This window comes from Pseudomonas sp. JUb42, assembly GCF_024807945.1.
Classification (GTDB): domain Bacteria; phylum Pseudomonadota; class Gammaproteobacteria; order Pseudomonadales; family Pseudomonadaceae; genus Aquipseudomonas.
Map to the genome: position 1 here is coordinate 204852 of NZ_JANUFD010000004.1, position 23202 is coordinate 228053.

Here is a 23202-nt window from a genome sequence, read left to right on the forward strand (position 1 = left end):
TCATTTGAAGGCCACATCAGCCAGGCGAATCAGGCCATCCGGATTCGGCACAAACCCGCTGATAGTGCTTTTCATGGCGATGATGCGCGGATCGAAATACAGGTAGCTGGTCGGCACGTCGCTGGCGAGCAGGCGCAGCGCTTCGAAATACAGCGCCTGACGCTGTGCCTGATCGTTGACCGTACGTGCCTTGTTCAACAGCTCGTCGAGTTTCGGGTCGCAGAAGTGGCCGTCGTTCTGGCCGCCCTTACAGGTCACGAATTGATGAATGTCGCCGTCTGGATCAGGCCGACCCGACCAGGCGCTCATGCCGATCTGGAAGTTGCCGGCCTGTTGTTCGCTGAGCAGCGTGGCGTATTCGGTGGCAATCAGGTTGACCTTGAAGCCCGCTTCTTCGGCCATCGCCTGGATAATCTGGCCGACCTGTTGCGCAATCGGATTATTGGCCACTTTCAGTTCGACACTCAGAGGCAGCTTGACCCCGGCTTCAGCCAACAGTTTCTTGCTTTGTTCGATGTCACGGGTCGGGATCGGCAGGTCCTTATCGTAGTAAGGGCTGCTTTTCGGGAATGGCTGGGCGCTCGGTGCATAGAGGCCTTCGAAGACCACCTGATTGATCGCGTCGCGGTCGATGGCCAGCTCGAAAGCCTTGCGCACGCGCTTGTCCTGGCCCATCGGCGTCTTGGATTTCTCGCCGTTATCGGTGTTGTACATCAGTTGCATATAGCCGAGCCCAGGGGTGTTGAACACCTGCAGCTTGCTGTCGGCCTTGGCGGTCTTCACGTCAGTCGGCGCCACGCGTTCGATGATGTCCAGGTCACCCGAACGCAGGTTGGCCAGACGCACCGAGGTGTCGGGAATCGGCAGGAAGATCACCTTGTCGAAGTGGTAGGCCTGCTTATTCCAATAATTGTCAAAGCGCTCCAGGACAATGCGGTCCTGCTGGACCCGCTGCACGAACTTGTACGGCCCGGAGCAGATCGGCTTCGAACCCACTTCAGTGGCCGAGGCCTTCGGCGCCAGCATCATCCCGGCACGGTCGGACAGCTGAGAGATCAGTGTGGCATCGGGCTGCTTGACCTTGATCGCCACCGTCTTCGCATCGATCACCTCAACACTCTCCACCGACGCCAGCTCGCTCTTGCGCAGCGAGTCCGGCAGTGTGCGGGCGCGGTCCAGGTTGAACTTCACCGCAGCGGCGTCGAACACCTCACCGTCGTGGAAGGTCACGCCGTCGCGCAGAATCATGGTCAAGGTCTTGCCGTCCTCGCTCCAGCTCCACGAGGTTGCCAGTTGCGGCACGTAGGTCAGGTTCGGGCTGATATCCACTAGTTTGTCGCACAGCGCGGTGTAGACCAGGCGGCCCGAATAGGTCCGCGAGCGATGCGGGTCGAGTACATCAGGGTCGTCCTGAATGCCGATGCGCAGCGTGGTTTCGGCAAAAGCGGCATTGGCAGCGAGCAGTAAAAGCGTTCCTGTCATCAGGTGTGCGAACTTCATGGCTGACTCTCCAGAGATAGGGCTTGATGGCTTTTGAACAGATTCAGGCGTTGGCTGTAGGCCGCGCTTGGCGTCGGCACCACCAGTGAACCGGCCCCGGCGTTGGCGATCTCACGCCAGTAATGACAGGCGACCTGACGCCCGGCTTCGACGCTCTCGAACAGCGGCTTGACCTCGCGGCATAACGGCCGCGCGTGGGGGCAGCGAGTGTGGAAGCGGCAGCCCGCCGGCGGTTTGCTCGGGCTTGGCATGTCGCCACCCAGTAGCGGACGCGGATGGCGCAGATCGGGATGGCTGACTGGCACGGCGGCCATCAATGCCTGGGTATAGGGATGCAGAGGCGTTTCGAACAGTTCGTTGACCGGTGCCAGTTCGACGATCTCGCCCAGGTACATCACCGCCACCCGGTCGCTCATGTGACGAATCACCGCGAGGCCGTGGGCAACGATCACCAGGGTCAGGCCAAACTGATGCTTGAGGTCTTCCAGCAGGTTGACCACCTGGGCCTGTACCGAAACGTCCAGGGCGGACACCGGCTCATCGCCGAGAATCAGCCGTGGCTCGGAAGCCAGGGCGCGGGCAATGCCGATGCGCTGGCGCTGGCCACCGGAAAATTCGTGGGGGTAGCGACTGCCGTGCTCCGGCGCCAGGCCCACCGTGCGCAGCAGTTCGGCGACTTTGTCTTGCCGCGCGCTACGGCTGTCGTCCCGGTGCAGCCAAATCGGCTCGCCGACAATCGCCTCGACGCTCATGCGCGGATTCAACGAGGCGAAGGGGTCTTGAAAGATGATCTGCAAGTCACGCCGTACCTGACGCAGCTTGTCGGGCGGCAGATTGGCCAGGTTGCGCCCTTCGTAAATCACGTCGCCCGCAGTGGGTTTGAGTAGATTCAACAGCAGCCGGCCAAGGGTCGACTTGCCCGAACCGGACTCCCCCACCAACGCCAGGGTCTCGCCCCGGCGCACGGCCAGGGACACTTCGTTGACGGCTTGCACAGGCGGCTTCTTGCGCTGAAACAGACCGGCTTCGCTGCTGAAATGCTTGCTCAGGGCGATGCTTTCCAGAATCGGCTTGTGCACATCAAGACGCTGATCAGGATGGCTTTCGGGCTGGCTCATGCACTGACTCCAAGATGCTGCTCCAGAGGAACGCGAATACAGGCAGCGAAATGCCCTGCCGAAACTTCAAGCAACGGCGGACGCGCTTCACGGCAGGCCGCGATAACGAACGGGCAGCGACCGGCGAAACGGCAACCCGCTGGCATCTCAGCCGGCGTTGGCACACGACCGTTGATGGTGGCAAGGCGCCCTTCGCGCGGGCCTATGGATGGCATCGAGCCCATCAGGCCAATGGTGTAAGGGTGTTGCGGATCATCGAACAGGGTCTTCACCGAGCCACTTTCAACCACTTGCCCGGCGTACATGACCATGACGTCGTCGGCCACTTCGGCGACCACGCCGAGGTCATGGGTGATCAGGATCATTGATGTGCCGGTCTCGGCCTGCAGATTGGCCACCAGGGCAAGGATTTGCGCCTGAATGGTCACGTCCAGGGCAGTGGTCGGTTCGTCGGCAATGATCAGCGCCGGGTCGTTGGCGAGTGCCATGGCAATCATCGCGCGCTGACGCATGCCGCCCGAGAGTTCATGGGGATAGGCATCCAGACGCTGCGCGGCGTCGGGTACGCGGACCTTTTCCAGCATCAGCAAGGCGCGTTGCCGGGCGTCCTTGCTGGAAAGGCCCTGATGGCGCATCACGCTTTCGGCGATCTGTTCGCCAATGGTGAACACCGGGTTGAGGGAGGTCATGGGCTCCTGAAAAATCATCGCCATGCGATTGCCGCGCACATTGAGCAGACGCTCGGCGGACATACCCAACAGGGTTTCATCCAACAGGCTGGAAGCACTGGCTTCGACGCTGGCGGTGTCCGGCAACAGCCCCATCAACGCCATCGAGGTGACGCTTTTGCCGCAGCCGGACTCACCGACAATCGCCAGGGTCTTGCCCGGTTGCACCGAGAAGGACACGCCATCGACCACATTGGCCGGTGCGCCCTTGAAACGCACGGTGAGCTGGCTGACGCTCAGTACCGGGCCGCAGCTGTTTCGCTGTTGCTGACTCATAAGCTCGCCTCGAGGTCCTGATGGATAACGTTGTCCAGCGCCTGCTGCAAGGCGCGTAAATGACCGCGCATGGCGGAGGCGGCCTTGACCGGGTCACGGCTTTCGATGGCGCCGACGATGTCGTCGTGGTCATGGCTGTAGGTGTCCAGGCGATCGGCATTGCGCGCCCGCTGGCGCAAACCGCGCCAGGCCGGGTCGAGGCGGATGGCGTCGAGCATTTCGAAGATATCCAGCATCAGCCGGTTGCCTGCGGCCTCGGCGATACCGCGATGCAGGGCGCTGTCCCACAGCTCGATGGCTTCGGCATCGATTTCCGTGGCGTGCTGCTGACGATTAGTGCGCTCGGCAAGACGCCGCAGAATGGCCATCTGATCGCCACTGGCCCGTACGGCGGCCAATGAGGCGAGAGCAGGTTCAAGGTGCAGGCGGGCCTCCATCACTTCGCTGAAATTGGTCCGGCTCGATAATTTGGCGAAACTCATTGCCGCGCTTGGCGGCGTAGGCCCGACAAACGTGCCCTTGCCCTGGCGACGCCAGATCTGGCCTTCGGCTTCCAGCACCGCCAGCGCCCGCCGGATAGCCCGGCGGCTGACGCCGAAATCAACGGCCAGCTCACGCTCGGTAGGCAATGGCCGCTGAGGGAACGCCGCATGCTGGGCCACCATCTGCCGCAGGGCATCAAGGGCCAGCCTGGAGGCGTTGTCGTGATCGGCGTCAGTCTCGGACCTTTGCATCATGGTTTCTCGTGACAGGCTTTAAGAACGTTGCAAACACGGGTCAGCACACCGCGTTGCGCTGTCAGGATGACTGCAATAGCGATGCCAATGGAAATTGGTTCAGCCGCTTTCGCAGCATTGCTGACGGGTGAGGAGGAGTAAGCGAGGTGGCTCGGGCCAATCAGCAAAGGTTCGGGGGATTGGTCCGGGAGGGGGTGGAGGATTGGTTCAGCGGCAGGCGAACCAATTTTTGCGGGGTATCAGCAAGATGCCTGATTATGGGTCGGGTGCATTGTTAAAGCGCATCGCCAACATCGGAGCAGGCATCAATATTGGGAGCAGTTGTGGAAGCAGTTGTGGGAGCGAATTCGCGAAGAGGCCGGTAAATCCAATAAATTTCATCGCCTGTAATAATGCCTTCGCGAATGAATTCGCTCCCACAGAACACATTCCCTTGCAGGATCCGCTCCTCTATAGAATTCAGTCCCTTACAGGATTCGCTCCCACAATTCATTGCCCAAAAATTTCGTGCCCATCAAACCCGCGCAGCAAACACCGCCTGATGCTCACGGCATTGCGCCGCGCTGAGCATGAATACGCCGTGGCCGCCGCGCTGGAAGTCCAGCCAGTGGAAATCGACTTCCGGGTACAGCGCCTGGACATGTACCTGGCTATTGCCCACTTCGACGATCAGCAAGCCCTTCTCGGTCAGGTGGTTGGCCGCCTCGCTCAACATCCTGCGCACCAGGTTCAGGCCATCATCGCCGCAGGCCAGGGCCAGTTCCGGTTCGTGCTGGTACTCGTCTGGCATGTCGGCGAAGTCTTCGGCATCGACATAGGGCGGGTTGGAGACGATCAGGTCGAACAGCTGGCCGGGCAAGCCTTCAAAGCCATCACCCTGGACGGTAAAGACCCGGCCTTCCACGCCATGGCGCTCGATGTTCTGGTTGGCCACTTCCAGGGCGTCATAGGACAGATCCGACAACACCACCTCGGCTTCAGGGAACTCGTCGGCGCAAGCGATACCGATGCAGCCGCTGCCGGTGCACAGGTCGAGAATGCGTGCAGGCTCGCCGTCCAGCCAAGGTGCGAAGTGGCTTTCGATCAGCTCGGCGATGGGCGAACGCGGGATCAGCACGCGGTCGTCGACAATGAACGACATGCCGCAGAACCAGGCTTCGCCCAGCAGATAAGGCGTCGGCACGCGTTCGTCGACGCGGCGGGCAATCAAACGCTGCAGGTCGGCGATTTCGTCAACCTCCAGGCGGCAATCCAGATAGCTGTCGGCGATTTCCCAAGGCAGGTGCAACGCCCCCAGAATCAACTGCCGGGCTTCATCCCAGGCGTTGTCGGTGCCGTGACCGAAAAACAGGTCTTCTTCATGAAAACGGCTGACGGCCCATCGAATGTGGTCACGCAGGGTGCGCAGACGGGAATTGATCACGGGCAAGCTCCTTGGAGAAAACGACAGTCGATTCTAACAGCCGGACCAGCGACAAACGATGCCTTAATGGCATGATTGATTGCCGCCGCGGCAACTGCTAGTTTCGTCCACCGGCGCGTCACTAGCAAATCGCCATCACCTGCTTTTTTGCCTGCCTTGGCTGCGACAAAAACGCGGGATATCACCGTTGCCATTCCCAGAACAGCTCTGCCGGGGGACAATGCGGCAAAAGCCCTACTCAAAGGAGCCCCAGATGTCCGATTTAAAGACCATGTTCCAACTCAGCGGCAAGGGTTACGCCCCGGCCAATTTGAGTCATGCCACCCTGATCATCATTGACGCCCAGAAGGAATACCTCAGCGGCCCCCTGGCCCTGACCGGCGTCCATGAAGCCGTCGCCAATATCCGCAGCCTGGTCGACGCCGCCCGCGCCGCCAAGCGCCCGGTGATCCACATTCGCCACCTGGGCACCGTCGGCGGCCTGTTCGACCCTCAGGGCGAACGCGGCGAGCTGATGAACGAATTGCTGCCGGTGGACGGTGAATACGTCATCGAAAAGCGTCTGCCCAACGCCTTCCAGGACACTGGCCTGCACCAGAAGCTGCAGGAGCTCGGCACCGTTGACCTGATCGTCTGTGGCTTCATGAGCCATTCGAGTATCAGCACCACCGTGCGCGCCACCAAGGACTACGGCTACCGCTGCACCCTGGTGGAAGATGCCTGCGCCACCCGCGACCTGCCGAACAAAGGCGGGGTGATCAGCGCCGTAGTCGTACACCAGACCGAAATGGTAATCATGGCCGACAACTTTGCCACCCTGGCCCTGACCAAAGATCTGATTTGAACCGATGCCCGTGCACTTCGGGCAATGGTATCCGCCAGCAGGTTATGTGAACCCGCTCACATAACCGCCTATCCGTTAATCCCGGCATTTGCCCGCAGACTCCGGAAAAACGGGAACCACCGGGTCATATCCCGGTCAGAGCGCCGATAGATCTGGAGGAAAGTCGAAATGAAAGTATCCGATGGTTTCGATGCCCGACGCCTGCGCCCAAGGGGCTCCGGCAGTTGGCGGATGCGTATCGTTGCGACCTTCGCCGCACTGTTGGCAGCCTTCGGCATCCTGCTGATCGTGGCCGGGGTTTCCAGCCTGATCGGCCATCCCCAGGCCCTGGGCGAACTCAATGCCAGCCCGGCTGGCGCGGCGGTCATCGCCGTCGGTGGCCTGTTTACGCTGTACGTAGGCGTGTGGATATGGCGTCGCAGTCGCCGCCGCCAGCGTCGTCAGGGCGATCTGAGCCTGTCGCCGCACTTGATGAAAAAGCACGATTAAGCCCCACCCGCCTCTCCCTCCGATGTTTTAGTTGCGCCCAGGTCGCCACGACCCGGTTAAACTAGCCCGCTACGCGGAGGCCCCATGCAAGACGACGACTTTTCCCTGTTTCGATCTGAAACCCGCGGCATCAAGCCGCTCAAGCAACAGCACGCCGACGTGGGCAAGCCCCGTACCGATCGCAAGAACCTGGCAAAACTGCGCCAGGCTGCCACTGTGCGCACCGATTCGGTCACTGTGGACGGCCTCTCCGACCAGTTCGTCATCGATGTCGGCCCGGAAGATGTCTTGCATTGGTCGCGCGATGGCGTGCAGGAAGGCCAGATGCGCAAGCTCAAGCTGGGTCAGATCAGCTTCGAGGGCAGCCTCGACCTGCATGGCATGAGCGTGGAAATGGCCCGGGAAACCCTGTGGGCCTTCCTCGCCGAAGCCACCAAGCTGGAAATTCGCTGTGTGCGGGTAACCCATGGCAAGGCCGTACGCCTGGATGGCAAACGGCCAATGATCAAGAGCCACGTCAACACCTGGTTGCGCCAGCACCCGCAGGTGCTGGGCTTTTGCTCATGCCTGGCCAAGCATGGTGGCGCAGGCGCGCTCTATGTGATGCTCAAGCGGACAATGATGGAAGGCCGCGACGAATAACCCCCCTGCCTCAACGTGGGCCTCCGTAGTAGCCGCCCCCATGGGGGCCACCGTCAAAACGATGATCGCCGTGCCAGCCCCCTCCGTGGTGCGGCCCCCAGAACGGAAAACATCCGGACAGGGACGCCAGTACGGCAATGACCATTGACACTTTTGCGATTCGACTCAACATTTCACACACTCTCTTTGCGGCAGGTATTACTTACCTGAAACATCTGACCGCGAGATCCCCGCGATCCACGTAGGCACTTGGTAAAGGTTGGGTAAACAACTCGATACAATTGCTCCGGGCGGTCCTGAGCATCGGTTTGTCGGCCAGCGAACTTACCCTGCCCGCAGGCGTACGTTACTATGTGCGACTTGGCGAGGGCCCTGCCCTCGCGTTCATCGACATCCACACGGAAACACAGCCCTGTGACACTGGAACAGAATTACACCGCGATCCTCGGCCAACTGGGCGAGGACGTCTCCCGCGAAGGCCTGCTCGACACGCCAAAACGCGCCGCCAAAGCGATGCAGTACCTGTGCCGCGGTTACCAGCAGACGCTTGAAGAAGTCACCAATGGCGCGCTGTTCAGCTCCGACGCCAGCGAGATGGTGATGGTCAAGGACATCGAGCTGTATTCGTTGTGTGAGCACCATCTGCTGCCGTTCATCGGCAAGGCCCATGTGGCCTACATCCCCAATGGCAAGGTGCTGGGCCTGTCGAAGGTCGCACGCATCGTCGACATGTTCGCCCGTCGCCTGCAGATCCAGGAAAACCTCAGCCGCCAGATCGCCGAGGCGATCCAGCAGATCACCGGCGCCCTGGGCGTGGCCGTGGTTATCGAGGCCAAGCACATGTGCATGATGATGCGCGGTGTGGAAAAGCAGAATTCGTCGATGATCACTTCGGTGATGCTGGGCGAGTTCCGCGAAAACGCCGCGACCCGCAGCGAATTTCTCAGCCTGATCAAGTAACCGCCCAGGCAGTCCCCGCGCCGTGGCCCTGGTCACGGCGCACGTGTTTCCCAGCGAGGCTCTACCGTGTTCATGAAGGCATTAAGGGTTGGTCTTGGCCAACTGGTCATTCTGATCGACTTCCTTACCCGTCCGGCAAAGAAAAAACGCAGCCCCGACGCTCAGACGGCGGTCGAGCAATCGGCCAAGGACCTGACCCTGTATCAGTTCAACGCCTGCCCGTTCTGCGTCAAGACCCGCCGTACCCTGCGCCGTCTCAACGTGCCCGTGGCCCTGCGCGATGCCAAGAACAGCGAGATCGATCGCCAGGCCCTGCTTGAGCAAGGCGGCAAGATCAAGGTGCCATGCCTGCGTATCGAGGAAGGTGACAAGACCGTATGGATGTACGAATCCAAGGTCATTATCGATTACCTGAACCAGCGCTTCGCAGCCGTCTGAAGCACGCCCGAGCGATCAGTTCGGGCACATGTCCTGGCGGCAGGCGACGTATTTCTTAAGCTGCTCGATGCGTAGTTTGGTCTGCCCGGTCTCGCAACTGAATTGCAGCAGCGCCCAGATTGAGCCGGAGTCTTCGCGCGGGCCGACCTGATACAGGCAATCGGCATCGCGCAGGGCGATCCACTTGCGCTGGGCGTCCTTGAACGCCGCCTTGGTCTTGGCATCCTGCAGGTAATCCATTTGAGTCTTGTAGAGCTCGTTGAGCTCTTTGTCGGCGGCCTTGAAGTCATTGGCCGCACAGACGTTCATGGCCGCCTGGTTCGAATCACAATCCTGCCCCAACGCCACACCGCTGCCCGCCAGGGCGAGCAATGCGGCGACGCCCTTCATCCAGTTACCCATAAAACTGTTCCCTCGTGCCGATAAAACCGCGCAGGCTAATGACAAAGCGCAGCGGGGGCAAAGCATGCACCTGTTACCTGATGTGTGGGAACCGTTTGGATGGAAGCGAATTCAGTGGGAGCGAATTCATTCGCGAATAGGCCGGTGAATGCGCCGACACCTTCGCGGATGAGTCCGCTCCCACCCTTGTCCTTACAGCAAATTTTAATCCAGCATCCCGACATACCCCGGCTGCTGACTGACCCGCTCCAGCCATTGCTGAATGGCCGGATAGGCTGCTAGGTCAAAACCGCCCTGGTGGGCCACATGGGTATAGGCATACAGCGCAATGTCGGCGATGGAGAACGTATCGCTGACCAGAAACGGCGTGCGCTTGAGCTGCTGTTCCATGACATTCAGTGCCCGGTAACCAGCCTTGTGCATCTTGCGGTACTCGGCAAGACGCTCTTCCGGCAGCCCCAGATAGAACTGAATGAAGCGCGCCACCGCCACATAGGGCTCATGGCTGTATTGCTCGAAGAACTGCCATTGCAGCACCTGGGTACGCAAGCGCGGCTCACTGGGCAGGTAATGACTGCCATCGGCGAGGAAGTTGAGAATCGCATTGGACTCCCACAGGCAGGTGCCGTCTTCCAGCTCCAGCACCGGCACCTTGCCATTGGGGTTCTTTTCCAGAAAGAACTCAGTCTCGGTCTCGCCCTTGAGAATATCGATATCGACCCACTGATACTCGGCGCCCAGCAGGTTGAGCATCAGTTTGACCTTGTAGCAGTTGCCCGAGTTGTAATCCCCGTAAACCTTGTACATCGCCACGCTCTCCTGTGAATTCCCGAATCAGGCCGCCCGTACCGCCTGCGCCTGTCTGATGACCGCTGCCAGCCTTTGCAATCCTTCGTCCAGCCGAGACGGATCAATATGACTGAAATTAAGCCGCAGATAACCCGGATTCGCATCGGGGTCAGTGAAAAAAGGTTCGCCCGGCATGAAAGCCACATCCTTGGCCAAGGCCGCGTTGAGGATGGTCCGGGTGTCAAAACGTTGTTTGAGGGTCAGCCAGAAGAACAGGCCACCTTGAGGACTGTTCCATTCGGCCAGATCGCTAAAATGCTCTTGCAGGGCAGCCTCGAAGGCGTCGCGGCGCTGTCGATAGAAGTCGCGCAGCCCGGCCATGTGCTCGCGATAACGCTCGGTGCCGATCCATTGCAGGGCCTGCCATTGGCCGACGCGGTTGGTGTGCAGGTCCGCCGCCTGTTTCAAGCGCAACAGGTAGGGGTACAGGTCAGCAGAGGCAATCAGAAAGCCCACGCGCAGGCCCGGGGCCAGGGTTTTCGACACAGTGCCGGTGTAGATCCAGCTGGCCTTTTTCAGGCGGCTGACAATGGGCGTTGCGCTGCCGCCGTCGAAATTCAGCTCGCGATAAGGCTCGTCTTCGATCAGGGTCACACCGAACTCGTCGAGCAACGCCGCCACCGCATCGCGCCGGGCTTCGCTGTAGCGCACCGCTGACGGGTTCTGGAAGGTCGGGATCAGGTAGGCGAACGCCGGCTTGTGTTGCTCCAGGCGCTGACGCAGCGCGATCAGATCCGGTCCTTCGGCTTGCAGCGGCACGGTCAGGCACTCGGCGCCGAACAACTGGAAGGTTTGCAGCGCGGCCAGATAGGTCGGCGCTTCAAGGAGGATCTCGGTGCCCTTGTCCAGGTACAGCTTGGCGGCCAGGTCGAGGGTCTGCTGCGAACCGCTGACGATCAGTACCTGGCTCGCCTCGCAAGGCACGCCAATGGCCCGCGCTTCGGCCGCCAGGGCTTCGCGCAGCTCGGGCTCGCCTTCGCTCATGCCGTACTGGCCGATGCCACGCGGCATTTCGGTCCAGTCGGTATGGGGCAGCATTTGCTGGGCCGGCAGACCGCCGGCAAATGACATCACCTCCGGGCGCTGGGCCGCGGCAAGGATTTCGCGAATCAACGAGCTTTTGAGACGAGTGATACGTTCGGAGAAGGCCATCAAGATCACCGCTGGCAGAGACAAAGGAAAATACGTCAAACTGGTTGACCGAAACTACGATGCCGGACATAGATACGTCAATATGCTTGACCTTAAAAATTCAGCCACGCAGCAAGCCGCCATGGAAGCGTTCTTCTTCGGCTATCAGGCCTTCACCGCCAAGGCCGACGAAATGCTGGCCCGGCGCGGCCTCAGCCGGGTGCATCAGCGCATCGTGTTTTTCATCGCCCGCTATCCTGGCCTGAGCGTCAAGGAACTGCTGGATGTACTGGGGGTGAGCAAGCAGGCGCTCAATGCACCGCTGCGCCAGTTACTCGGCATGGAACTGGTGCAAAGCGTTGCCCCGGACGCCGACAAGCGCAAACGCCTGCTGGGCCTGACCGCCGAAGGAGAGAAGTTCGAACAGGCGCTACGGCGCGAGCAGGTCAAGCTGCTGCAACGGGTTTTCAATGAGGCCGGGCAAGAGGCCGTCGATGGCTGGCTGGCGGTGAATCAAGCGCTGGGCCAGACTTTGCAGAGCGCCCTAAAGCCCACAGATGGCTAACAGTACAAAATCGCCTTAATGAGCGACTGCCTGCAACTGTACTGTCAAATACGTCCTTGGCTGTATTGCAAAGCCCCGTAGCCATTGCGTTTAGGCTTGGCGCCTGTCATTCGTGCCACCCAAGGAAAACCGCCGTGACCGATGCGATTCAAGCCCCGCTGCGCCCATTGACCGACTCGTCGTTGTCCGCCGTCGTCGCCGGATTCATTGCCATGATGACCGGCTGTACCAGCTCCCTGGTGCTGATGTTCCAGGCCGGCCAGGCCGCCGGGCTGACCAGCGCGCAGATTTCCTCGTGGATCTGGGCGCTGTTCATCGGCATGGCGGTATGCAGCATCGGCCTGTCCCTGCGCTATCGCTCGCCGATTACCGTGGCCTGGTCGACGCCTGGCGCGGCGCTGCTGATCACCAGCCTGGGCGGCGTCACTTACCCCGAAGCCATCGGCGCATTTATCACCTGTTCGGTACTGGTGATGATCTGCGGCCTGACCGGCAGCTTTGAACGCTTGGTCAAGCGCTTGCCCGCCTCCCTCGCTGCGGCCTTGCTGGCGGGAATCCTGTTCAAGATCGGCAGCGAAATCTTCGTCGCCGCGCAACACCGCACCGGCTTGGTGCTGGGCATGTTCTTCACCTACCTGATCGTCAAGCGCGTGTCGCCACGTTATGCGGTGCTGGCAGCGTTGCTGGTCGGCACGGCGTTGTCGGGCTTGCTCGGCCTGCTCGACTTCAGCGGCTTCGCCCTGGAAGTGGCGGTGCCCGTGTGGACCACGCCGTCGTTTTCCCTGGCCGCAACCATCAGCATCGGTATTCCGCTGTTTGTGGTCGCCATGACCTCGCAGAACATGCCCGGTATCGCCGTACTGCGCGCCGATGGCTACATGGTGCCCGCCTCGCCGCTGATTTCCGTGACGGGTATCGCATCCTTGCTGCTGTCGCCGTTCGGCTCCCACGGCATCAACCTGGCGGCCATCAGCGCAGCCATCTGCACCGGGCCGCACGCCCATGAAGACCGTAACAAGCGCTATACCGCAGCGGTGTGGTGCGGGATTTTCTACGGTATCGCGGCAATCTTCGGCGCGACCCTGGCCGCGTTGTTCGCCGCCTTCCCGAAGGAACTGGTGCTGTCGATTGCAGCCTTGGCGCTGTTCGGCTCGATCATGAATGGTTTGACCGTGGCCATGACCGAGCCCAAGGAGCGTGAAGCAGCGTTGATCACCTTCATGGTCACAGCTTCAGGGCTGACCCTGTTTTCCATTGGTTCGGCGTTCTGGGGGATTGTGGCGGGGGTGTTGACGCTGGTGATTCTGAATGCCCGTAAGGGCTGAGAGCATAGTTGTAGGAGCGAATTCATTCGCGAAGACGACGGTAGAATCAATAAAGATTTATCGGTCGCAATACCGCTTTCGCGAATGAATTCGCTCCCACAAACCGCTCCCACAATGCGAACAGGGCATCGATTACAAGCGGAAATGCCCGACCATACCCTTCAGTTCCATCCCCAGCGAAGCCAGTTCGATGCTCGACGCCGCGTTACCCTGCATGGCCAGGGCTGACTGGTCGGCGCTGCTGCGGATACTGGTGACGCTGCGGTTGATCTCTTCGGCCACCGAGCTTTGCTCTTCGGCGGCTGCGGCGATCTGCTGGTTCATCTGTTGAATCATCGATACGGCTGCGGCGATGCTGCCCAGGGCGCTTTCGGTCTGCAGCGCATCGCTCACCGCCAGCTTGACCAATTCACCACTGCTTTGAATCTGCGCGACCGAGGCCTGCGCCCCGCTTTGCAGGCTGATGACCAAGCGTTCGATTTCTTCAGTGGACTGTTGAGTGCGCTTGGCCAAAGCCCGTACTTCGTCTGCCACGACGGCAAAGCCGCGGCCCTGCTCACCGGCCCGGGCGGCTTCGATGGCAGCGTTGAGGGCCAACAGGTTGGTCTGCTCGGCAACGCTCTTGATCACACTCAGAACCTTGCCGATATTCTGGATTTCCGCGCTCAGGCTTTCGATGCCGTGGCTGGCCGAGGCCGATGAGCTGGCCAGTTGCTCGATGCGCTGCATGCTCTGGCGCACCACCACCTGGCCACTATCGACCTTCTCGTCGGCGGTCTGGGCCGCCATCGCGGCTTCTTCGGCGTTGCGGGCGACGTCGAGCACGGTAGCGGTCATCTGATTCATGGCCGTAGCGACCTGCTCGGTCTCTTCTTTCTGGCTGTTGACCTCAAGATTGGTCTGCTCGGTCACCGCTGACAGCGAGTGAGCGGAGTTGGCCAATTGTTCGATGCCTGCCTGCAGGCCGCTGACGATCTGGCTCAGCCCTGCCCCCATTTGTTGCATGGCCTGCATCATCTGACCGATTTCATCGCGGCGGGTCACCGTCACGCTGCCGCTCAGGTCACCGGCAGCAATGCGTTGCGCCATGGCGATGACACTGCGCAGCGGGCCGACGATCAGGCGGGTAATCAGCAGAGAAGCGATCACCCCGACGATCAGGGCGACGATGGACGAACCGATGATCTGCAGCGAGTTGAGCTTGAGCTCACTGGCCATGGACTGATCTTCAGCGGCATACGCCTGATCGACCTGCTGCACGACCTGCCTGGCGTTGGCCGCCAGTTGCAGGGAAACCTTGGCTTCGTCACTGAGCAGGCCGGTGTATTCGTTGAGTTTGTCGCTGAAGTTGACGATATGGGTGCCAACTTCGCCCAGCACGGTGAGGTAGCCATCGTCCTTGATCAAGCCCTTGAGCTGTTCGGCGATGACCTTGGCCTGCTCGGCCTGTTCGATCTTGCCGGTCTTGGCCTCGTCGCCGCTGCCGGTCTTGCGACTCTGGTCCAGACGCACCCGCGCCTCGTCCATGGCCTGCATCATCAGCTTGGAGACCTGGCTGACCTGATTGGCCTGCTCGATGAACTCGCTGCCGCTGGCGCCGTTGGATTTCTTCAGTTCATAGGTGCCGTCATCGTTGAGGCCGGACTGCAACACATCGAGGTTGTTGGCCACGCTGGAGACCGACCAGGCGGCCATTTCCAGCGCCAGGTCCTTGCTCTGGCTGATCGACACGAACTGATCGAAGGATTTTCGATAGTCACCCAGTGCCTGCTGCACCGCAGTCATCATCGATTGATTGTTTTTCGACTGGCCCTTGAGCTCTTCGGCCAACGCGTTCAGATCCTCAATGCCCTTGTGCAGTGCATCGACTGTCTTGGGGTTGCTGTGCAGGGCGTACTCCTGCTCGAGCAGACGCACCTTGAGCAGGCCGCTATTGAGATTCGACATCTGCTGCAGACTGTCGACATGCAGGCTGATGTTTTTCAGGGACCAGACACCGATGGCCGCAACAACTGCGGTCAGGAGCAGGACCAGGGTAAAGCCCAGGGCCAGCTTCTTAGCCATTCCCAGGTTAGCGAAGCGTGCTTGCACGGCCGAAATCATAGCGCTTTTCCCCGATCGAATACTCACGGCACATTGACCAACGAATCAGGCCACCAAATCTGGCCATTCAATAATCGTGCAGATTCGCGCCGGGGCAAAGGCAAAACAAGTCTCTGACGCCGGAATAATGGCAAAAAGCTACGTCAAGGTCGCTTTCAGGACAGTGGCCCGGTCGGGCCGATCAGTCCTGGGGATTTGCGCCGATTTTCATTGCCCGGCGCAAGCAACCAGCAAGGTGCCAGCTTCGATATCCAGTGTAGCTTCGCACCCCAAAGGCACCGCAATATTCTTCTGTTCATGGCCGATCGACAGGCCACCCAACACAGGAATACCCAAGCCGCACAGGCGCTCTCGCAAAACATCGGAGGGGCTGATGGAGCCCTTCATGCCGGATGGTTCGCTGAACTGGCCGATGGCAATGCCCGCCAGGCTTTGCAGGATGCCGCAGTTGCCCAGTTGGGTGAGCATGCGGTCGACCCGATACGCCGCCTCACCGACATCCTCAAGCAACAAGATGGCGCCGCGCAGGTCGGGCATGAACGAGGTGCCGATGGAGGTGCAAAGGATACTCAGGTTGCCGCCCAGCAACAGGCCCTGGGCGCGGCCTGTCGTGCGTACAGAGAAGGTCGCCTCGGCGGCATCGGCTTCGATCCGCACCGCTTCGGTGCTCATCAGGGCATGGCGGATGCTGCGCGTAAAATCATCACCGCGCTCCAGTTGCGTCGATACCGGGCCATGCACCGAAACCAGCCCGGCCTGGGTCCACAGGGCCGTGTGCAAGGCGGTGATATCAGAAAAGCCGATGACCAGCTTGGGGTCACGGCGTACCGCAGCGAAATCCAGCTGCTGGACGATACGTTGCATGCCGTAGCCGCCACGATTGCAGAAGATACCGCGAATCTGCGGATCGGCCAGGGCTGCATTCAGGTCGGCGAGCCGATCTTCGTCGGTGCCGGCAAAAAATGCGTGACGGTCCAGCGCGTGCGGGTAAACCCGTGGTTGCAGGCCCCAACTCTTGAGCACTTGCACGGCAGACTCGATCTTGTCGGCAGGCACCGGGCCGGCGGGAGAAACCAGTGCGACGGCATCCCCAGGGCGCAATACGTTGGGACGCAGGATGGGCAAGGTCGTGCCAGGCATTTGAAAAAGTCCACTTGAGATGAGTGAAGCGACACTGTAGGCGATGCATCGCAGCGGTTACAGGGGCAACCTCAACTGTTGTTGTCACTGCTCTTGTCCGCGCGGCTTCGGCTTCTGCTTCCCTGCCAACGCGTAACACTCTTGCTCAGCCAATTGATAAAGCCGCCCGGTGGAGGGGCCACGGGCTTGCTTTCCAGCATCGAAGCCCGCGCCTTGGCCCGGAAGCGCGCCAGGCCGGCCAGGGCGCCGCGCAGCTCGGCATGCTCCTTGATCCAGGGCTCAAGGTCCTGATAGTCGATACGATAGATCATGCAATCGGTCATGGCACAGAAGCGCGCCATGCTCGGCGACTGATCGACAAAACCGGTCTCGCCCAGCAATTCCCCCGGCCCCATGCGCCCGACTTCCTGCCAGGTCTCGCCCTGCTCCACCGACACCGAAACCACCCCCGACTCGATGATGTACAGGGCCTCGGGTACCACGCCCTGGGCGAGTACCACCTCGCGGGCGCCGAAGGCATGCAGGCGCATGTTGCGCTCAAGCCCGGCCAGGTCGGCCTCGCTGAGCATGCGCAGGGCGCTGACGGTATTAAGCACCGCCAGGGAACGGGTCGCCGGTCGAGCCTGATCCTGACGGATATCGGTGGCGGCGAGCTGGCGGTAGATCAGGTCGTGCAACTGGTTGCTCACCGCTGAACGCCGATCACGGGATTTCACATAACCGGTGATCTGGTACTGCACACTGCGCAAGCCGGACCTGAGCACCACCGCACCCGGTGCCGGCTTGGCCAGCAACTCGCGACTGCCTTGCAGCGCCTTGTCGATGGAATCCAGTACCAGGCTGGGCCGCAAACGCACCGGCAACTCGATGTTCAGGGTGATGGCGTGATAGTGATCGGGACGACTGAAGTTAACGATGCGGTTCTTCGCCGCGATGGCGTTGGGGATCACCACCATGCTGCCCTCGGCGGTCAGCAGATGGGTGGAGCGCCAGTCGATTTCCACCACCTTGCCTTCGGTGTCATCGACCTTGATCCAGTCATCGACCATGAACGGCTTGGTGGCGTTGAGCACAATCCCGGAAAATACATCGCTGAGCGTGCTCTGCACCGCCAGGCCGAGAATGATCGCCACGGCCCCGGACGTTGCCAACAAGCCTTTGACCGGCAGATCGAGGACATAAGCGGCGGCGGCCACGGCGGCCACCAGAAAGATAATCGCGCCGAGCACATCCTGCAGCAGGTGGCCCTTGCCGCCGATGCGCGGTTCCAGGACCAGCCCAGTGAGGATGGTCAGGGTGCGTGCACCCAGCAGCCACCAGGCGATGCTCAGAATCGCCGACAGCGCGTGCCGTGATACCGGCAGGTCCGCTGGCACCACATTCAATGGACTCAGACCGGCGTTGGTCAGGCACATGCTGAACACCAGGAACAGCCCGAGGCGCAGCAGTACCTTCCAGCGCAGCCAGCGCGGGTCCAGGTTGTGCCAGAGGAGCAGATCAACGACCAGCAGCAGCGAAGCACTGGTCAGCGGATAGGCGACCCACGGAAGATCCATCGACTTGCTCCATCCCGGCGTTACTGGATTGTGGCTAACGTCGCAGCTTAACCGAGAGCCCGGAGCGGAGCGAGAGCGTCAACGTCACATGGCTGTCAGACCACCATCCACCGCCAGGGCCTGGCCGGTGGTGAAGGCGGCGTTATCGCAGCACAGGTACAGCACGGCCGTGGCGATTTCCTCGACCTTGCCGATACGCCCGACCGGATGCATGGTGGCGGCGAACTCGCCCTTCTTCGGATCGGACTCGTAGGCACGACGGAACATATCGGTGTCGATAACCGCCGGGCACACGGCGTTGACGCGGATTTTCTTCTTCGCGTACTCGATGGCCGCCGACTTGGTCAGGCCGATCACCGCATGCTTGGAGGCGCTATAAATGCTCATCTTCGGCGCCGCACCCAGGCCCGCCACCGACGCGGTATTGACGATGGCACCGCCGCCCTGGGCCAGCATCAGCGGCAACTGGTACTTCATGCACAGCCAGACGCCCTTGACGTTGACGCCCATGATGGCATCGAACTCGGCCTCGCTGCCTTCGGACAGACGCCCCTTCTCGATCTCGATTCCGGCGTTGTTGAAGGCGTAATCCAGACGGCCGTACGCGTCGATTACCGACGCCATCAGGCTCCGCACCTCGGCATCCCGGGTCACGTCGCAACGCACGAACAGGGCCTCGCCACCCGCCTCGCGGATCAACGCGGCCGTGCCTTCGCCGCCAGCGGCATCCAGGTCGGCCACCACCACTTTCAAGCCCTGCGCCGCGAACGCCAGCGCCGTCGCCCGGCCAATGCCCGCCGCTGCACCGGTAACCAGAGCCACTTGACCGGAAAACGTCATGCTCATCGCCTTCATCCTTTTTATCGTTGTGGGAAGTTGGCGAGAGTCTAGACAGGGTCAGGGCCTGTCGGTCAGCACTATCAAGGTGTCGGTTAGGACCTCATGAGTCATGGTGATTAAGCCTGCACCGCTTCATCATCCATCTGGATCGCCGCACATTCGCCGCAACCGCCCTGCTTGCGCCGCGCCCATAGCGGGGCTTCAATCAGGCCTTCGCCTTAATTTCGAGGAACTGCCATGACCGCCCAGACCAATCGTCAATTCCTGCTCGCCCGGCGCCCCGTTGGCCAGGCCAGCCGGGAAGACTTCACCTTCAAGGAAGTCCCGGTTGCCGAGCCTGCGGATGGCCAGGTGCTACTCAAGAACCGTTACCTGTCATTGGATCCGGCCATGCGCGGCTGGATGAACGACAGCAAGTCCTATATCGCCCCGGTGGCGCTGGGCGATGTGATGCGCGCTCTCGGCGTGGGTGAAGTGATTGCCTCGAAACACCCGCAATTCGCCGTGGGTGATTATTTGCAGGGCGCCGTCGGCGTGCAGGACTACTTTCTCGGCGACCCCAAGGGCCTGCACAAAGTCGATCCGAAGTTGGCACCACTGCCGCGTTACCTCTCGGCACTGGGCATGACCGGCATGAGCGCCTACTTCGCCCTGCTCGACGTCGGCGCGCCGAAACGCGGCGATACCGTAGTGATTTCCGGCGCGGCCGGTGCGGTGGGCAGCGTTGCCGGGCAGATTGCCAAGATCAAGGGTTGCCGGGTCATCGGCATCGCAGGTGGCGAAGAGAAGTGCTACTCGCTGATCAACGAACTGGGCTTCGACGGCGCCATCGACTACAAAAGCGAAGACCTGCACACCGCCCTGAAGCGCGAATGCCCCAACGGCGTGGATGTGTTTTTCGACAACGTCGGCGGCGATATCCTCGATGCCGTACTCAGCCGTCTGGCCCCCAAGGCCCGGGTGGTCATCTGCGGTGCAATCAGCCAGTACAACAACACCACACCGGTCAAAGGCCCAGCCAACTACCTCTCGCTGCTGTTCAACCGCGCACAAATGGAAGGCTTCGTCGTCATGGACTACGCCCCACGCTTCGCCGAAGCGGGCCAGGAAATGGCGGGCTGGCTGGCCCAGGGCAAACTCAAGAGCCGCGAACATATCGTCGAAGGCCTGGAAACTTTCCCTGAAACTTTGCTGAAACTGTTCAGCGGGGAAAACTTCGGCAAACTTGTGTTGAAAATCTAAGCAGCCACTAACGAATCGAGCGCCCATGCGCTCATTCGTTGCGCCGGATTATTCGCTGGCCTTGAACGTCAACTCGCCTTTGCGCCACTTGGCTGCCTTGGCGGTTGCCGCCTTGAGCGTCTTGGTCAAGCCGCCCTGCAATTGTTCAGGGCCGGAAAACACCATCATCACGGTATGACCTTCCTTGAAGACAATACCCGTGCCGTCTGCCGTCGAGACAAAGGCGTACTCACCCAGCCCATAGACGGTCAGTTTGACTTCGCGAAACTTCAATTCGAACTTGCCGCCTTCACGGCTGGGCAATACCGCCGCACGGAAATGATCGCCGACCTTGAGCTCCAGGCGTGGCTTGTCGTCCACTACCAGTGCGGTTTCGGTATCGATCTCGGCAATATAAATACCTTCGGCGGTTTGCTCACAGACATAAACGAAGCGCGACTGGAATTGCTTGACCAACTTGGCCCGAAGGTCGCCCAGCACGAACAGCGCGTGCGTATCCAGATTACTGACTGCCAAAGTACCAACCCCCAAACATGACAAATGATGCTGTCCAGCCAGCCATGGACCACGGACAGTGGAAAAATACGGAATCGGCCCCTTCGCCGCCTCGGGCCTGGGCAAGGCCACAGGACTCAGCCATCAAATGCATGCACGCTCACGCGCACGGTCCACCACTGCATCGGCAGCAGACATTGACTGGTGTTGACAGCGACGGGTTATTCAGTCGGCTCAGGGCCGTCATGGTGATGCGCATCCTGCAAGACACGCACACTATCACTTACCACCCGGCTGAAAAAGAGCACAGATTCACCAGTGATTATCAGGCAGGGATGAAAGACTGAACTAACGCCAGTGCACCGGGCTCACATTTGATGTATTGGCGCATAAATCCCACACCCCGAGGTGATGACATGGATATTGAAACTCCGACCCTGAGCACCCTGTTCGACCAATTGGGGCTGCTCAGTGGGCAGGCAGACATCGACGATTTTGTCCGCAGTCACTCACTGCCCGATGACCTAAAACTGGTGGATGCCGAGTTCTGGAATGAAAGCCAAAAAGCGCTGCTCAAGGAAAAACTGCGCGGCGATGATGACTGGGCACCGGTAGTCGACGAGCTGAATGTGCTGCTGCACAGCGAGTGATGCGGCCGGCCTGTTGCTGGGATCAAGCGCTGTTTCGTGGGACCGGCCAAAGCCGGTCCCACATTATGCTTGCCCCTCAAATGGGCAGATGCCCCTACCCCGGCTGCAGCCGATTCGGATGACGAATCCGCCCCCCAGGCTGCGGCGCATGCACGAACCACATATGACCAAGACGGCCGCTGCGCCCGATCAGACTGTGCCAGTGCGCCGAACGATGAATGTAGCGATGACGCAACATGCGCTCCTCACGGGCATCAAGCTCATAATCAGCACCCCGGGCATAGCGAATCAACTTGGCGTTGATATCGAACAGCTCCGGCAGCAACTGCAGCTCATGCTGCCCCCCGATCGGGGCGAAGGGCACACCTTCGTCGCAGGCCAGAGCGTGCATCACCCGCAATGACACCAAGGCCAGATGGCCGAATACCTGACGCCGCAGGCAACACGCCGCCACCACCGATTTGAGCCCCAACGAACAGCGTCCACGCAAACGGGTCGTGTCCTCTTCGGCACACTCCACCTGCAACGACGCCAGCGAATCCTCAGGGTCCAGCCAATGCCCGGCGTCCAGTGCCTGCAGATCTGCCTGGGCCTGAATCCAGGCAGATGTCGACTCTTTGGGCGTGCCACAGCTGACCACACAACGTCGGGGACGGGTCACCAGAACCTTTTCCCTGATCTGCGGGTGATAACCCCCGCCAATATCCGAGTGCACCCCAGGTAGCAGGATTTCCCGAGGCCATTGCGGGTTAATACTGTTGAGGGCGAAATTGCGCCGCTGCTCATCCCGCGCCACCAGATGCAAAACCTGCTGCGCACAGCCCGGCGGCAGATACAGGTTGACCTGACTGTTCGTGGAGTCCCGCACATTGCCCATGTCCAGCAGACCGGCAACCGCAGCGACCGTGTCGAACAGCCCGATGACCTTGAGCTGCACAGCGTCATCACCCCAGGCGAAATCCTCACTGAATGCGCTGGCGTAACGGTTGAACAGTGGATCCAGCCCACCCTTGTCGCGTTTCAGCACTTCATTGGCAAAATGCCGCGCCGAGGCGGCGCCGCGACTGAAACCGAACAGGTCCAGTTCAAGGCGTACAATGCAGCAATCCGGGTTATGCGTCCTGAACGCGTCCAGACAGCGACCGATCTTTCTGATTGCCTGTTCTGCCTTGGCGACCACTCCTGTTGAACCCCGGCCAAAACTCTGCCCCGGCCACAACGAATCACTGCCTTTGGAAGTTGTTCCCACGCCGCTGATATAAACAGGCCAATACACATTTAACTGCCCCGCTTGTGCAATGGCTTTAGGCCGGTCGGGATATAACTCGAACAACCGGGCAATATTGCTCAGCGCACTGGCATAACTGCTGAGGGGATTATCGCGACAGCCCCGACACTCAATAATATGCTCGTACTCATTGACTTCAGCCATGGCGCGGCAATCGGCACCAATACGACTATTGACCCGATTGTTTCCCGTGCCGTCAAAAAACAAGCCGACGCGCACGACCACCGCCGATGCGATAGCGGCTGACAAAGCCCCTGTCGCCTGTACTTTCCTTGTACTTTCCATGATTGCTTCCCTTTTGTGCGCGACGATGAAGCTCGCCGCCAACATCAAAATCCTTATTAAGTTTAATATATTGATACACAGCAAAAGAACGTCAAGTAGAAACCTTACATATCAGAAAGCTCCTACATCAAACCAAGGTAAAACTTATAAAAAACAAAAAAACGTTCAACGTAAAT

General features: G+C 60.4%; 23 protein-coding genes and 1 pseudogene. 9 read left to right on the forward strand and 15 right to left on the reverse strand.

Translation table 11 applies throughout. From position 1 onward, the window contains the following. From M2401_RS09885 to prmB, 5 genes are all read right to left on the reverse strand, one after another. Entirely contained in the window at window positions 1–1500 is a 1500-nt protein-coding gene (locus M2401_RS09885) for an ABC transporter substrate-binding protein (protein WP_259102163.1), read from the reverse strand. Further along, window positions 1497–2618 carry an ABC transporter ATP-binding protein gene (locus M2401_RS09890; protein WP_259102166.1) on the reverse strand — a complete coding sequence of 374 codons (1122 nt, stop codon included), beginning with the start codon at window positions 2616–2618 and terminating at the stop codon, window positions 1497–1499. Before M2401_RS09890 ends, M2401_RS09885 begins: the two co-directional genes overlap by 4 nt. Beyond that, complete coding sequence (locus M2401_RS09895) at window positions 2615–3622, reverse strand: ABC transporter ATP-binding protein (protein WP_259102168.1); 1008 nt, start codon at window positions 3620–3622, stop codon at window positions 2615–2617. The genes M2401_RS09890 and M2401_RS09895 overlap by 4 nt, the downstream gene beginning before the upstream one ends. Further along, window positions 3619–4356 carry a FadR/GntR family transcriptional regulator gene (locus tag M2401_RS09900; protein ID WP_259102695.1) on the reverse strand — a complete coding sequence of 246 codons (738 nt, stop codon included), beginning with the start codon at window positions 4354–4356 and terminating at the stop codon, window positions 3619–3621. Before M2401_RS09900 ends, M2401_RS09895 begins: the two co-directional genes overlap by 4 nt. A 517-nt stretch (window positions 4357–4873) precedes the next feature. Further along, a complete protein-coding gene (gene prmB / locus M2401_RS09905) occupies window positions 4874–5782 on the reverse strand; it encodes a 50S ribosomal protein L3 N(5)-glutamine methyltransferase (protein ID WP_259102171.1) in 909 nt (302 codons plus the stop codon). A gap of 253 nt (window positions 5783–6035) precedes the next feature. Here prmB and M2401_RS09910 point away from each other — a divergent pair, with 253 nt between their 5' ends. The 5 genes from M2401_RS09910 to M2401_RS09930 all read left to right on the forward strand — a co-directional run bounded on the left by M2401_RS09910 (window position 6036) and on the right by M2401_RS09930 (window position 9155). After that, on the forward strand, window positions 6036–6626 hold the full coding sequence (locus M2401_RS09910) for a cysteine hydrolase family protein (protein WP_259102173.1): 591 nt from the start codon (window positions 6036–6038) through the stop codon (window positions 6624–6626). Between the two features lie 168 nt (window positions 6627–6794). Beyond that, window positions 6795–7115: a hypothetical protein gene (locus M2401_RS09915; protein WP_259102176.1), complete on the forward strand. Its 321-nt coding sequence runs from the start codon at window positions 6795–6797 to the stop codon at window positions 7113–7115. Window positions 7116–7199: 84 nt separating this feature from the next. Then, window positions 7200–7757: a Smr/MutS family protein gene (locus tag M2401_RS09920; protein ID WP_259102179.1), complete on the forward strand. Its 558-nt coding sequence runs from the start codon at window positions 7200–7202 to the stop codon at window positions 7755–7757. A gap of 414 nt (window positions 7758–8171) precedes the next feature. Then, window positions 8172–8717: a GTP cyclohydrolase I FolE gene (folE, locus tag M2401_RS09925; RefSeq protein ID WP_259102182.1), complete on the forward strand. Its 546-nt coding sequence runs from the start codon at window positions 8172–8174 to the stop codon at window positions 8715–8717. Window positions 8718–8783: 66 nt separating this feature from the next. Beyond that, window positions 8784–9155, forward strand: coding sequence for a glutathione S-transferase N-terminal domain-containing protein (locus M2401_RS09930; RefSeq protein WP_259102184.1), 372 nt, complete (start codon window positions 8784–8786; stop codon window positions 9153–9155). Between the two features lie 15 nt (window positions 9156–9170). Here M2401_RS09930 and M2401_RS09935 read toward each other — a convergent pair whose 3' ends face one another. From M2401_RS09935 to M2401_RS09945, 3 genes are all read right to left on the reverse strand, one after another. After that, window positions 9171–9557, reverse strand: a complete 387-nt coding sequence (locus tag M2401_RS09935; RefSeq protein ID WP_259102186.1) for a lysozyme inhibitor LprI family protein — start codon at window positions 9555–9557, stop codon at window positions 9171–9173. Between the two features lie 204 nt (window positions 9558–9761). After that, entirely contained in the window at window positions 9762–10364 is a 603-nt protein-coding gene (locus M2401_RS09940; protein ID WP_259102189.1) for a glutathione S-transferase family protein, read from the reverse strand. Between the two features lie 27 nt (window positions 10365–10391). Continuing rightward, the gene (locus M2401_RS09945; protein ID WP_259102192.1) at window positions 10392–11558 is read right to left on the reverse strand and encodes a PLP-dependent aminotransferase family protein; all 1167 of its coding nucleotides are present in this window, start codon (window positions 11556–11558) and stop codon (window positions 10392–10394) included. Between the two features lie 82 nt (window positions 11559–11640). On the opposite strand from M2401_RS09945, the gene M2401_RS09950 reads away from it, so the two are divergent. Both M2401_RS09950 and M2401_RS09955 read left to right on the forward strand, forming a co-directional pair. Beyond that, window positions 11641–12102: a MarR family transcriptional regulator gene (locus M2401_RS09950; RefSeq protein WP_259102193.1), complete on the forward strand. Its 462-nt coding sequence runs from the start codon at window positions 11641–11643 to the stop codon at window positions 12100–12102. Window positions 12103–12236: 134 nt separating this feature from the next. Continuing rightward, window positions 12237–13427, forward strand: a complete 1191-nt coding sequence (locus M2401_RS09955) for a benzoate/H(+) symporter BenE family transporter (RefSeq protein WP_259102196.1) — start codon at window positions 12237–12239, stop codon at window positions 13425–13427. 132 nt (window positions 13428–13559) lie between these two features. Here M2401_RS09955 and M2401_RS34450 read toward each other — a convergent pair whose 3' ends face one another. From M2401_RS34450 to M2401_RS09975, 5 genes and pseudogenes are all read right to left on the reverse strand, one after another. After that, window positions 13560–14444, reverse strand: a complete 885-nt coding sequence (locus M2401_RS34450) for a methyl-accepting chemotaxis protein (protein WP_409033908.1) — start codon at window positions 14442–14444, stop codon at window positions 13560–13562. Next, window positions 14418–15530: pseudogene (locus tag M2401_RS34455) on the reverse strand (HAMP domain-containing protein); the annotation flags it as partial. The gene M2401_RS34450 and the pseudogene M2401_RS34455, both read right to left, overlap by 27 nt. A 207-nt stretch (window positions 15531–15737) precedes the next feature. Next, window positions 15738–16670 carry an LD-carboxypeptidase gene (locus M2401_RS09965; protein ID WP_259102201.1) on the reverse strand — a complete coding sequence of 311 codons (933 nt, stop codon included), beginning with the start codon at window positions 16668–16670 and terminating at the stop codon, window positions 15738–15740. 71 nt (window positions 16671–16741) lie between these two features. Next, entirely contained in the window at window positions 16742–18226 is a 1485-nt protein-coding gene (locus M2401_RS09970) for a mechanosensitive ion channel domain-containing protein (RefSeq protein ID WP_259102204.1), read from the reverse strand. A gap of 84 nt (window positions 18227–18310) precedes the next feature. Next, entirely contained in the window at window positions 18311–19072 is a 762-nt protein-coding gene (locus M2401_RS09975; protein WP_259102206.1) for an SDR family oxidoreductase, read from the reverse strand. A 231-nt stretch (window positions 19073–19303) separates the two neighbouring features. On the opposite strand from M2401_RS09975, the gene M2401_RS09980 reads away from it, so the two are divergent. Continuing rightward, entirely contained in the window at window positions 19304–20308 is a 1005-nt protein-coding gene (locus M2401_RS09980; RefSeq protein ID WP_259102209.1) for an NADP-dependent oxidoreductase, read from the forward strand. Window positions 20309–20356: 48 nt separating this feature from the next. On the opposite strand, the gene M2401_RS09985 is transcribed toward M2401_RS09980, so the two are convergent. Continuing rightward, entirely contained in the window at window positions 20357–20824 is a 468-nt protein-coding gene (locus M2401_RS09985; protein ID WP_259102212.1) for a hypothetical protein, read from the reverse strand. 395 nt (window positions 20825–21219) lie between these two features. Here M2401_RS09985 and M2401_RS09990 point away from each other — a divergent pair, with 395 nt between their 5' ends. Next, on the forward strand, window positions 21220–21453 hold the full coding sequence (locus M2401_RS09990; RefSeq protein ID WP_259102215.1) for a DUF2789 domain-containing protein: 234 nt from the start codon (window positions 21220–21222) through the stop codon (window positions 21451–21453). A gap of 94 nt (window positions 21454–21547) precedes the next feature. On the opposite strand, the gene M2401_RS09995 is transcribed toward M2401_RS09990, so the two are convergent. Next, on the reverse strand, window positions 21548–23026 hold the full coding sequence (locus M2401_RS09995; RefSeq protein ID WP_259102217.1) for a DUF2235 domain-containing protein: 1479 nt from the start codon (window positions 23024–23026) through the stop codon (window positions 21548–21550). Window positions 23027–23202 lie beyond the last annotated feature (176 nt).